9 protein-coding genes are annotated in these 11,866 nt (G+C 71.7%); 1 reads left to right on the forward strand and 8 read right to left on the reverse strand.

All coding sequences use genetic code 11. The features are described 5' to 3' along the window. Positions 1-31 precede the first annotated feature (31 nt). From ACH4MY_RS02555 to ACH4MY_RS02565, 3 genes are all read right to left on the reverse strand, one after another. A complete protein-coding gene (locus tag ACH4MY_RS02555) occupies positions 32-1,714 on the reverse strand; it encodes a thiamine pyrophosphate-binding protein (protein WP_397996422.1) in 1,683 nt (560 codons plus the stop codon). A gap of 106 nt (positions 1,715-1,820) precedes the next feature. After that, positions 1,821-2,798 (reverse strand): agmatinase, encoded by a 978-nt coding sequence (speB, locus tag ACH4MY_RS02560; protein WP_397996424.1) that lies wholly within the window; start codon positions 2,796-2,798, stop codon positions 1,821-1,823. 83 nt (positions 2,799-2,881) lie between these two features. Next, complete coding sequence (locus tag ACH4MY_RS02565; RefSeq protein WP_397996426.1) at positions 2,882-4,366, reverse strand: sodium:solute symporter; 1,485 nt, start codon at positions 4,364-4,366, stop codon at positions 2,882-2,884. A 181-nt stretch (positions 4,367-4,547) separates the two neighbouring features. On the opposite strand from ACH4MY_RS02565, the gene ACH4MY_RS02570 reads away from it, so the two are divergent. Next, positions 4,548-6,206: a PucR family transcriptional regulator gene (locus ACH4MY_RS02570; RefSeq protein ID WP_397996428.1), complete on the forward strand. Its 1,659-nt coding sequence runs from the start codon at positions 4,548-4,550 to the stop codon at positions 6,204-6,206. Here ACH4MY_RS02570 and mmsB read toward each other — a convergent pair. The 5 genes from mmsB to ACH4MY_RS02595 form a co-directional block, all read right to left on the reverse strand. Further along, positions 6,139-7,392, reverse strand: coding sequence for a multiple monosaccharide ABC transporter permease (gene mmsB / locus ACH4MY_RS02575; RefSeq protein WP_397996430.1), 1,254 nt, complete (start codon positions 7,390-7,392; stop codon positions 6,139-6,141). The genes ACH4MY_RS02570 and mmsB overlap by 68 nt on opposite strands. Then, positions 7,389-8,966 carry a multiple monosaccharide ABC transporter ATP-binding protein gene (mmsA, locus tag ACH4MY_RS02580; RefSeq protein WP_397996432.1) on the reverse strand — a complete coding sequence of 526 codons (1,578 nt, stop codon included), beginning with the start codon at positions 8,964-8,966 and terminating at the stop codon, positions 7,389-7,391. The genes mmsB and mmsA overlap by 4 nt, the downstream gene beginning before the upstream one ends. Before the next feature lie 39 nt (positions 8,967-9,005). Further along, entirely contained in the window at positions 9,006-10,112 is a 1,107-nt protein-coding gene (gene chvE / locus ACH4MY_RS02585; RefSeq protein ID WP_397996434.1) for a multiple monosaccharide ABC transporter substrate-binding protein, read from the reverse strand. 4 nt (positions 10,113-10,116) lie between these two features. Beyond that, positions 10,117-11,103 (reverse strand): hypothetical protein, encoded by a 987-nt coding sequence (locus tag ACH4MY_RS02590; protein WP_397996436.1) that lies wholly within the window; start codon positions 11,101-11,103, stop codon positions 10,117-10,119. Positions 11,104-11,194: 91 nt separating this feature from the next. Continuing rightward, entirely contained in the window at positions 11,195-11,788 is a 594-nt protein-coding gene (locus tag ACH4MY_RS02595) for an enolase C-terminal domain-like protein (RefSeq protein WP_397996438.1), read from the reverse strand. Positions 11,789-11,866 lie beyond the last annotated feature (78 nt).

Here is an 11,866-nt window from a genome sequence, read left to right on the forward strand (position 1 = left end):
CGGGTGGACGCGGCGGCGGGCCCCGCGGCCGTCACAGGTGCGTCGGCTCGAACATCCTCAGGAGGGCCGGCAGGACGACGACCGAGGGGCCGGGGGTGGCGAGGGCCTTCGCCAGGTCCGCCGTCAGGGACTCCGGGGTCGTCAGGGCCGCCGGGACGCCGAAGGACTCCGACAGGGCCACGAAGTCCGGGCGGGTGAGCTCGGTGGCCGTGGCCTCGCCGAACGCGCCCGTCATGTACTCGCGCAGGATGCCGTAGCCGCCGTCGTCCACGATCAGCCACGTCACGTCGAGGCCGTACTGCTTCGCCGTGGCCAGCTCCGCGATCGAGTACATCGCGCCGCCGTCGCCGGAGACCGCGAGGACCGGGTGGCCCGGGTCGGCGGCCGCCGCGCCCAGCGCCGCCGGGAAGCCGTAGCCGAGGCCGCCCGCGCCCTGGGCCGAGTGCATGGTGTTCGGGAAGCGGGCGTCGAAGGCCGACCACGCCCAGTACGCCAGGATCGTCATGTCCCAGAAGCTCGGGGAACGGTCCGGGAGGGCCTCCCGCACGGCCGCGACGATCCGCTGCTCCAGGCCCAGGTCCTGGGCGGCGATACGGTCCCTCACCCTGGTCAGGACGGCCGAGACCCGCTCGGGGGCCGTCGGGTCCCGGCGCTCGGGGACCGTCTCCAGGAGCGCCTGGAGGGCGAGGCGGGCGTCGGCGTGGATACCGAGCGCCGGGTGGTTGGACTCCAGCTTCCCGGCGTCGGCCTCGATCTGGATCACCCGGCCGCGGGGGGCGAAGGTGTGGTAGTTCGAGGACAGCTCGCCGAGGCCCGAGCCGACGACGAGGAGGACGTCGGCGTCCTCCAGGAAGTCGGTGGTGTGCCGGTCCTCCAGCCAGGACTGGAGCGACAGCGGGTGCTCCCAGGGGAAGGCGCCCTTGCCGCCGAAGGTGGTGACGACGGGGATGTCCAGACGCTCCGCGAGCGCGAGGAGCTTCCCGGAGGCGTCGGAGCGGACGACTCCGCCGCCCGCGATGATCGCGGGGCGCTCGGCGTTCGCCAGGAGATGGGCGGCGACCGCCGTCAGCTCGGGGCGCGGGGCGATCTCCTCGGGCGTCGCGTCCATCGCCGTGACCACGGGCAGGCTGGTCTCCGCGAGGAGCACGTCCTGCGGGATCTCGACCCAGACCGGCCCGTGCGGGGCGGTGAGCGCCGACTCCCAGGCCGTCGCGATGGCGGAGGGGATCTGGGACTGCGTACGGACCGTGTGGACGGACTTGACCACGTCCCGGAACGAGGCCTGCTGGTCGCGCAGCTCGTGCAGATAGCCGTGCCGTCCGCCGCCGAGGCCGGCCACCGGGATCTGGCTGCCGATCGCGAGGACGGGGGCGGAGGCGGCGGCCGCCTCCTGGAGCGCGGCGAGCGACATGAGCGCGCCGGGCCCGGTGGAGAGCAGCAGCGGGGCGGCCTCGCCGGTGATCCGGCCGTACGCGTCGGCGGCGAAGCCCGCGTTGTTCTCGACGCGGAGGCCGACGTACCGGAGGGAGGAGCGGCGCAGCGCGTCGAACATGCCGAGGGCGTGCTGGCCGGGGAGCCCGAAGACGGTGGTGGCGCCGAGGCCGGTGAGGGTCTCGACGACGAGGTCGCCGCCGTTGCGCCCGGCGGGCGGGTTGAGCGCGGCCTCGGTCTGTGCGGCGGTGGGCCGGAGTACCAGGTCGTGGTCGTGGGTCATGGGATCCCTCGGGGGCGTGGCGTGGTCGGTCGGGGGCGGCCCGTGGCCGGGGGGTGTGCCCGTCCGTTCCGCCCTGCGGAACGTATGCCCACACCCCCGGCCGGTCCTACTTCGCTTCGCGGCTCGCGGCGATCTGGCGGGACATGATCGTCGTCAGCTCGTACGCGGTGTGCGAGGCGGCGACCGCGGTGATCTCGGCGTGGTCGTAGGCGGGGGCCACCTCGACGACGTCGGCCGAGACCAGGTTGCAGGAGGAGAGGCCGCGGAGGATCTCCAGGAGCTCGCGGGAGGTCATGCCGCCCGCCTCGGGGGTGCCGGTGCCGGGCGCGTGGGCCGGGTCGAGGCAGTCGATGTCGATGGAGATGTACAGCGGGCGGTCGCCGATGCGCTGGCGCAGCTGGTCGGCGACCTCGTCGGCGCCGCGGCGGTAGATGTCCGCCGAGGTGACGATGCCGAAGCCCATCTTCTCGTCGTCGGTGAGGTCCTGCTTGCCGTACAGCGGGCCGCGGGTGCCGACGTGGGAGAGCGCCTCGGTGTCGAGGATGCCTTCCTCGACGGCCCGGCGGAACGGGGTGCCGTGGGTGTACTCGGCGCCGAAGTAGGTGTCCCAGGTGTCGAGGTGCGCGTCGAAGTGGAGCAGGGCGACGGGCCCGTGCTTCTTGGCGACGGAGCGGAGCAGCGGCAGGGCCACGGTGTGGTCGCCGCCCAGGGTCATCATGCGGGCGCCGGTGGCGAGCAGGTCGTCGGCGGCGGCCTCGATGGTCTCGACGGCCTCGTGGATGTTGAACGGGTTGGCCGCGATGTCACCGGCGTCGGCGACCTGGGCGAGGGCGAACGGGGAGGCGTCCTGCGCCGGGTTGTACGGGCGGAGCAGGCGGGAGGCCTCGCGGATGGCGTTGCCGCCGAAGCGGGCGCCGGGGCGGTAGGAGACGCCGCTGTCGAAGGGGATGCCGACCACGGCGACGTCGGCGGTGCCGACCTCGTCCAGTCGCGGCAGCCGGGCGAACGTCGCGGGACCGGCGTACCGCGGGACGCGGGACGAGTCGATGGGGCCGCGCGGGGTGTTCTGGTCGCTGCTGCTCATGGTCGGGGTCCTCCTGGGGTGTATCGGTGGGGGTCCGGTCGGGGCCTCGGGTCTCGGGGCCCCGGCCGGGTGTCTCGGTGCGGTCAGCCGGTCGCGGCGGCCGGCACGGTTTCCGGCGTCGCGGCGGTCTCGGGTGTCTCCCGGCCCGCGAGGCGGGCGCGCCAGTGCGCGAGCACGGCGGCGTCCGTCGGGCGGGTCGCCAGGGAAACGATCACATATGCGGCGAGCGAGGCCAACAAACCCAAGTAAACAGGCTCATTTGCAAGTATTCCGTAAGTCCACATCAGGCCAATGACGGCCAGGCTGCCGACGGTGACCGCGGCGAGCGCTCCCTGGACGGTGCCGCGGCGCCAGAGCAGACCGCCGAGGATGGGCACGAGGAGCCCGCCGACCAGCAGGTTGTAGGCGACCGTGAGGGCCTGGACGACGTCGTTGAGGGCGATGGCGATGAGGACGACGGCGATGCCCATGATCAGGATGAAGAGACGGTTGCCCCGCACCTCGTCGTGGTCGTCCGCCTCGCCCTCCCCGGCCGTGACCGCTCCGCGCAGCCGCGACCAGATGTCGTTGTTGGCGACGGTGGCGCAGGCGATGAGCGCGCCCGAGGAGGTGGACATGACGGCGGCGAGGGCGGCGGCGAGGACCAGGCCCCGGACGCCCATCGGCAGCTCGTCCTTGACGATGGTGGCGAAGGCGTCGTCGGCGCTGGGCAGGTTCGGGTAGAGCACCTTGGCCGCCGTGCCGATGACGGCGCCGGCGAGGGCGTACGCGAGACAGTAGGTGCCGGCGACGGTGCCGCCCCACTTCGCGACCTTGTCGGTGCGGGCGGTGAAGACCCGCTGCCAGATGTCCTGACCGATGAGCATGCCGAAGGTGTAGATCAGCACGTAGGTGAAGATCGTCTCGCCGCCGATGCCGAGGGGCTCGAAGTACGAGGTGGGCAGCGCGGCCTTCATCTCGGCGAAGCCGCCCGCCTTGACGACGGCGATCGGGAGCAGCAGGAGCAGTACACCGACGGTCTTCACCACGAACTGCACCATGTCGGTGATGGTGATGGACCACATGCCGCCGAGCGTCGAGTAGGCGACGACGATGGTGCCGCCGAGGACGATCGCGACGGTCCGGGGCAGATCGAAGAGGACGTCGAAGATCGTGGCGTACGCGATGGTCGAGGTGACCGCGAGCATCAGCGTGTACGCCCACATGACGACGCCCGAGATGACACCGGCCCTGCCGCCGTAGCGCAGGTCGAGCATCTCGGAGACGGTGTAGACCTTCAGCCGGGCGATCCGGGCGGAGAAGAACACGCTCAGCGCGAGCAGCCCCAGGCCGATGGCGAAGACCATCCAGGCGCCGGAGAGGCCGTACTTGTAGCCGAGGCCGACACCGCCGATGGTGGAGGCGCCGCCGAGGACGATGGCGGCCATCGTCCCGGAGTACATCCAGGGCCCGAGGCGACGTCCGGCGACCAGGAACTCGCTCTTGGACCTGGCGCGGCGCATGCCCCACCAGCCCATCGCGAGCATGCCGGCCAGATACAGGACGATCACTGTGTAGTCGACGGCCATGGGCCCTCCTTCGTTCACCTCGGTGGCGTGTCGTGCAGGGGAGTGGCCAGGTGCTGATCGCGGGGACATCCGCCCGTACCCGCGGCCTCTGGATGCCATGACAGTAGGTGGCCGGAAAGCGACGAAGAAGTGTACGTTTCCTCCACTGTCCGGGCGGGGGATGTACGAAGGGTCCATCACCATGAGCTCCGCGGATCCCGTCTCCACTCCGCCCGCGCCACCGGTCTCGCTGACCGCGCTGCTCGCCCGCCGCGACCTCGGGCTGCGGCTGCTCGCCGGGCCCGAGGACGTCTCGGTCCACTGGGTGCACACCTCGGAGATGGCCGACCCCTATCCGTACCTCCTCGGCGGTGAGCTGCTCATGACGGCCGGCGTGCTGCTCACCGATCCGGCGCACTACGTGGAACGGGTGGTGGAGGCGGGGGCGGCGGCACTCGCCTTCGGGGTGACACCGGTCTACGACACGGTCCCCGCGGAGCTCGTCGCGGCCTGCGCCCGGCACGGTCTGCCGCTGGTCGAGGTGCCGCCGAAGACCCCGTTCACGGCGGTGGCGCGGGCCCTGTGGCGGCTGATGGCGGAGGCGCGGCTGCGGGAGCTGCGCCGGGTGACGGAGGCGCAGCAGTCCCTCGCGGCCGCCGCCGCCCGGCCCGCGCCGGTCCCGGCGGTGCTCGGCGCGCTCGCCTCGCGACTGGCGGGGCGGGCGGTGCTCTACGGCGCCGACGGCACGGAGTCGGTGGCGGCCGGCCGGGAGGTGCCGGCGGAGGCGGCACGGGCCCTGCGCGACCTCGCGGGAGTCCTCGGCCCGCGTCCGGGCGGCCCCGCCTCGGCGAGCGGGGACGGCGGCGGGCTCCGGCTCGCCGCGTACGCGCTCGGCGGCGGGGACGGGCTGACGCTCGGGGTGGCGACGGAGCGGCGCGGCCCCGGGGACCACACGATCGCGGGGGTCGCGGTCGTCCTGCTGTCCCTGCTGACGGCGCCGCACCGGGGCGCGGACGTGACCGTACGGGACGGGGCGCTGGTCCGGCTGCTGCTCGGCGCGGCCCCTGCGGACGTCGCGGGCGCCCTGGGCCCCGGCCCGTGGACGGTGGTCCACGCCTCGGGCGGCGACGGCACCCCCTTCGCGGCGGCCTCACTGGCGGCGGCACTCGGCACACCACTACTGGACACCGGCCCGTCGGAGGAGGCGGGCAGCGGCCCGTCCCACGACACCCCCGTGTCCGTGCGACTGCTGCTGCCCGCCGCCACCCCCGTGACCGCCCAGCCGGGCTGGACCCTCGGGGTCGGCGCGCCCGCCGAGGCGGAGGAACTCGCCGCCGCCGACGCTCAGGCGGCGCGGGCCCTGCGCCGGGCGGAGGCCACCCGGACGCCGCTGGTCCGGCACCGCCCGGCGGGGATCGCCGCGCTGGTCGACCCGGACGAGGCCGCCGCCCACGCCCGCGCACTGCTCGCCCCCCTGGCGGAACCCCTCCCGGAGACCCTGCGCACCTGGCTGTCCCTGCACGGCAGCTGGGACCGGACGGCGGCGGCGATGGACATCCACCGCAACACCGTCCGGCAGCGGATCGCCCGCTGCGCCCGGCTGCTGGAGCGGGACCTGGACGACCCGGACGTCCGGATGGAGCTGTGGGGGGGGGGGGGGGGGGGGGGCCCCGCGGGCCCCCCCCCCCCCCGGGCCCCACCCCCCCCCCCCCCCCCCCCCCCCCCCCCCCCCCCCCCCCCCCCCGCGGCCCCCCCCCCCCCCCCCCCCCCCCCCCCCCCCCACGACTCCCCCTCTACGCGCCGGCCTTGCGCTTGTTCCACACGTCGAAGCCGACCGCCGCGAGCAGCACCAGGCCCTTGATCACCTGCTGCCAGTCCGTGCCGATCCCGACGAGGTTCATACCGTTGTTGAGCACGCCCAGGACGAGGCCGCCGATGATGGCGCCCAGGACCGTGCCGACCCCGCCGCTCATCGAGGCCCCGCCGATGAACGAGGCTGCGATCGCCTCCAGTTCGAAGTTGATGCCCGCCTTGGGCGAGGCGGCGTTGAACCGGGCGGCGAAGACCAGTCCGGCGAGCGCCGCGAGGACCCCCATGTTGAGGAAGACCAGGAAGGTGACCTTCCGGTCCCGCACACCGGAGAGTTTGGCGGCCGGCAGGTTGCCGCCGATCGCGTACACATGGCGCCCGACGATCGCGTTCCGCATGACGTAGCCGAAGCCGACCAGAAGCGCGGCCAGGATCAGGAGGACGACCGGGGCGCCCTTGTAGCTGGCGAGCAGCAGGGTGAACACCAGGACCGTGGCGACCAGCGCGCCCAGCTTGACGGCGAAGAGCCCGACGGGCGCGACCTCCAGGGCGTACTCCCGCTGGCGGCGGCGGTCCCGCACCTCCTGCCACACGACGAAGACCATGAGGGCCAGGCCGAGCACCAGCGTCAGATTGTGGTAGTCGGTGCTCGGCCCGACCTCCGGCAGGAAGCCGTTGGAGACCGTCTGCAGACCGTCAGGGAAGGGCCCGATCGTCTGTCCCTTGAGGAAGATCTCGGTGAGGCCGCGGAAGAGGAGCATGCCGGCGAGGGTGACGATGAACGACGGTATGCCGAGATACGCGATGAAGAAGCCCTGCATCGCGCCCGCGGCCGCCCCGAGCAGCAGCACGAGCACCACCGCCAGCGGCCAGGGCATCCGGTGCTCGACCATCAGCACGGCGGCCACCGCGCCGACGAAGGCGGTGAGCGAGCCCACCGACAGATCGATGTGGCCCGAGATGATGACGATCATCATGCCGATCGCCAGGATCAGGATGTAGCTGTTCTGGAGGACGAGGTTGGAGACGTTGCGCGGCAGCAGCAGGTCGCCGCCCGTCCAGACCGCGAACAGGGCCACGATCAGCCCGAGCGCGATCAGCATGCCGTACTGCCGCATGTTGCCGCGCAGCCCGTCGAGGATCAGCCGGCCGACGCCGGGTCCGGTCCCCGCGGGGCGCTCCGACGGGCTCTTCCCCGTGCCGTCGGCCTGGGTCCCGGCCGTGAGATCGGTGCTCATACGTGCTCCCTCATGTCCTTCTCACCGTTCCGGTCCTTCTTGTCCTTGGTCATGTGCCGCATCAGCAGCTCCTGGGTGGCCTCGGCGCGGGACACCTCACCCGTGAGCCGGCCCGCCGCCATGGTGTAGACCCGGTCGCACATGCCGAGCAGCTCGGGCAGTTCCGAGGAGATGAAGAGCACCGCCTTGCCCTCGGCGGCCAGCCGGTCGACGACCGTGTAGATCTCGTACTTGGCGCCCACGTCGATCCCGCGGGTCGGCTCGTCCAGGATCAGGACGTCCGGACCGGCGAAGATCCACTTGCTGAGCACGACCTTCTGCTGGTTGCCGCCCGAGAGCCGGCCGACCGGTTCGAAGACCGTCGGCGCCTTGATGTTCATCGACCGCCGGAAGCCCTCGGAGACCCTGGTCTCCTCGTGCTCGTCGACGATGCCGCGCCGGGCGACCTTCGGCAGCGCGCTGAGCGAGATGTTGCGGTTGATCGTGTCGATCAGGTTGAGGCCGTAGTGCTTGCGGTCCTCGGTGACGTACGCGATGCCGTGCCCGACCGCCTCGGGGACCGTGCGCGTACGGATCTCCACACCGTCCTTGAGGACGGTCCCGCCGCCGTACCGTCCGTAGCTGCGCCCGAAGACGCTCATCGCCAGCTCGGTGCGGCCCGCGCCCATCAGGCCCGCGATGCCCACGATCTCCCCGCGCCGGACGGTCAGCGAGACACCGTCGACGACCTTGCGGTGCTGGTCGATCGGGTGGTGCACGGTCCAGTCCCGGATCTCCAGGGCCGGTGCCGCACCCCGTTCCGGCTCGTGCGGGGTGCGTGCGGGGAAGCGGTGGTCCAGATCCCGGCCCACCATGCCCCGGATGATCCGCTCCTCGGTGGTCTCCGGCGCCTTCACGTCGAGGGTCTCGATCGACCGGCCGTCGCGCAGGATCGTCACCGAGTCCGCCACCCGGGCGATCTCGTTGAGCTTGTGCGAGATGATGATCGAGGTGATGCCCTGCCCCTTCAACTCCTCTATGAGGCGCAGGAGTTTGCCACTGTCCTCGTCGTTGAGCGCGGCCGTCGGCTCGTCGAGGATCAGCAGCTTCACCTCCTTGGCGAGCGCCTTCGCGATCTCCACCAGCTGCTGCTTGCCGACACCGATGTCCGCGACCCGGGTCTGCGGATGCTCGTCCAGGCCCACCCGGCGCAGCAGCTCCGCCGCGTGCCGCAGGGTCCGGTCCCAGCTGATCACTCCCCGGGTGGCGTGCTCGTTGCCGAGGAAGATGTTCTCCGCGAGGGAGAGGTACGGCACCAGGGCGAGCTCCTGGTGGATGATCACGATGCCGCGCTTCTCGCTCGCCCCGATGTCCCTGAACCGGCAGGGCTCCCCCTGGAAGAGGATCTCCCCCTCGTAACTGCCGTGCGGATGGACGCCACTGAGGATCTTCATCAGCGTCGACTTGCCGGCGCCGTTCTCCCCGCAGATGGCGTGGACCTCGCCCGCGCGGACGGTCAGGGAGACGTCCGACAGCGCCGTCACGCCGGGAAAGGTCTTGATGATCGAGCGCATGTCCAGGACGGGTCCCGCCATGGCGCACCCACCCCTCTCTCGTTGGGGTCCGGTCGGGGTCTAGTTGAGGTCGCTCGCCTTGATGTAGCCGGAATCGACCAGCACGCCCTGGTAGTTGCCCTTGTCGACGCTCACCGGGTCGAGCAGGAAGGCCGGGACGATCTTCTTCTCGTTGTCGTACGTCTTGGTGTCGTTGACCTCGGGCTTCTTGCCGTCGAGGAGCGCGTTGACCATCTGCGCAGCGACCTTGGCCAGTTCGCGCGTGTCCTTGTAGACGGTCTGGGTCTGCTCGCCCGCGATGATCGACTTCACCGAGGCGACCTCGGCGTCCTGCCCCGTGACGAGGGGCAGCGGCTTGCTCGCGCTGCCGTAGTCGTCGGACTTCAGCGCGGACAGGATGCCGATGGAGATGCCGTCGTACGGGGAGAGGACGGCGTCGACCCGCTCCTTCGCGTACGAGGAGGTGAGCAGGTCGTCCATGCGCTTCTGGGCCTGGCCGCCGTCCCAGCGCAGTGTCGTCACCTGGTTGAGCCTGGTCTGGCCGGACCGTACGACGAGCTGCTTCTTGTCGATGTAGGGCTGGAGGACGTTCATGGCGCCCTGGAAGAAGTAGCGGGTGTTGTTGTCGTCGTTCGAGCCGGCGAACAGTTCGAGGTTGAACGGCCCCTTCCTGGCACCGTCCTTCAGGCCCAGCTTCTCGACGAGGTAGCCGCCCTGGAGCTCGCCGACCTTCTCGTTGTCGAAGGAGGCGTAGTAGTCGACGTTCGGGGAGCCGAGGATGAGCCGGTCGTAGGAGATCACCGGGATCTTGGCCTCCGCCGCCTGCTGGAGGACGTTGGCGAGCGCGCGGCCGTCGATGGCGGCGACGACCAGGGCGTCGACGCCCTGGGTGATCATGTTCTCGATCTGCGAGACCTGCTGGTCGGGGTCGTCCTCGCCGTACTGGAGCGTCGTCTCGTAGCCGTACTTCTCCAGGCTGCCGACCATGTTCCTGCCGTCGGCGATCCAGCGTTCGGAGGACTTCGTGGGCATGGCGATGCCCACCGTCGGCTTCTCCGCGCCCTTCCCCTCCTTGGCCCCGCCGGCGCCGCTCTGGCCGCAGGCGGAGAGGGTGAGGGCGAGGGCGGTCGTGAGGACGGTGGCGGTGGCGGCACTGCGCATACGCATGTCATCAGTCCTTGTCGGTGTGGTGGATCGGGTCCGGGAAGCGGTTGAGGGGGCCGGGCAGCCGCGAGCCGAGCGGTGACATCCCGCCGTCCGCGCCGTGCCGGGCCAGCAGGTCGAGGGCGAGCCGGCCGCGGCGCACCCGTTCGCGGGCGGTGGCGAGGACGGTCTCGCGCAGGTGCAGACCGGAGGGGTAGAGCGAGGGCGCCTTGGAGAGACCGAACTTGAGGTAGAGCGGGGCGCCGCGGCGGATCAGCTCGGCGACCTCGTACATCCGGACATAGCCGCCGAGGTCGTCGGGTGCCTCGATGTACATGTCCATGGGAGCGGCGCTGACCCGCCGGATCTCGGTGAGATGGGCGAGCGGCAGATCGCTCGGTACGTTCACCGAGTCGGCGCCCAGTCGTTCGTGGACGGCGTACGCGGCGGGGTTCACGGGGCCGATCAGCGCCGAGACCTTCAGTGTGGTGTCGGCGGGGATCACGCCGTGGCGGCGGGCCCGGTGCAGCGTCCACAGCACGCCCTCGTCCGCCACCAGCAGGCAGCGGACGCCCAGTTCGGTGGCGCGGACGGCGTCCTCCACACAGCCGGCGACCGCGTCGTGACCGCGGGCGCGCAGTCCGCCGCCCCGCGAGTCGGTGCGGACCGAGCCGCCGATGTCCCAGGTGCCGCGGGGGCCGGTGAAGAGGCAGAGTTCGACGGAGCGTTCGGCCGTGGCCCGCACCATCTCGGTGATCTCGCCGTCGGTGAGCATCCAGACGCCGCTGCCCTGACTGACCCGGTGGACGGGCACGTCGAGCCGCGCGGACTCCTCCAGGACCGCATCCAGCACCTCGGGCCCTTCGACGGAGGGCACCTCGGTGCGCCAGCTGCCGCCGTCCGGGAAGGTGTGCGGGGACGTGTCGGCGGGCGAGAGGGCGGGGGCGCCGAGGCCGAGGACGGCGAGCGCGTGTTCTCCGGGGCGGCGGGGAGGGGAGGGTGAGGCTTCGGTCACGAGCGGTTCTCCGTGTTCGGTATGTCGGACATGGTTCGGAGTGTTGGGCACGGGTCGACGGACAGAGGTCCGGGCCCGGCCGGCGCACGGCTCACTCCCCGCGGCCCCGCGTCGCGGGCGCGCGCCGCTCCCAGCCCTCGGCCCACAGGTCGAACCGGGCGCGCTGCTGGGGGAATTCGGCCGCCGCGTCCACGTCGAGCTCGACGCCGAGGCCTGGCGCGTGGGAGACGGTGAAGCAGCCGGTCTCCGGGTCGACCTCGGGGGCGCCCTTCACGACCTTCTTGATCTCGGCGTCGGCGAAGTCGTTGAAGTGTTCCAGGATCTTGAAGTTGGGTGTGCAGGAGGCGAGTTGGAGGGATGCGGCGGTGAGTACCGAGCCGCCGACGTTGTGTGGGGCGATCATCGTGCAGTGGGTTTCGGCGGTCGCGGCGAGTTTGCGGGTCTCCCAGATGCCGCCGAGGTGGCCGATGTCGGGCTGGATGATGTCGACGGCCTGGCTTTCGAAGAGTTCGCGGGCGATGTGGTTGGCCTCCGCCTCGCGGAGATACCCGACGAGCGCGTCGGTGTGCCCGAGCATCCTCGTCTCGCCCACACCGGTCAGACCCTCGTCGGTATGGACGAGCACATAGGTGAGACTGCGCCAGGGCGTACCGACGACATGAGTGGTGATTCCCGTGATCCGCAAGGCAACTACCCCTCGATCTCGTTCGAAATTTCGTCACACGTTCGAAATGTAGGCGTGACCGTAGGGGCTGGTCCGGGG

It is taken from the genome of Streptomyces sp. NPDC017246 (assembly GCF_044331325.1).
GTDB lineage: Bacteria > Actinomycetota > Actinomycetes > Streptomycetales > Streptomycetaceae > Streptomyces.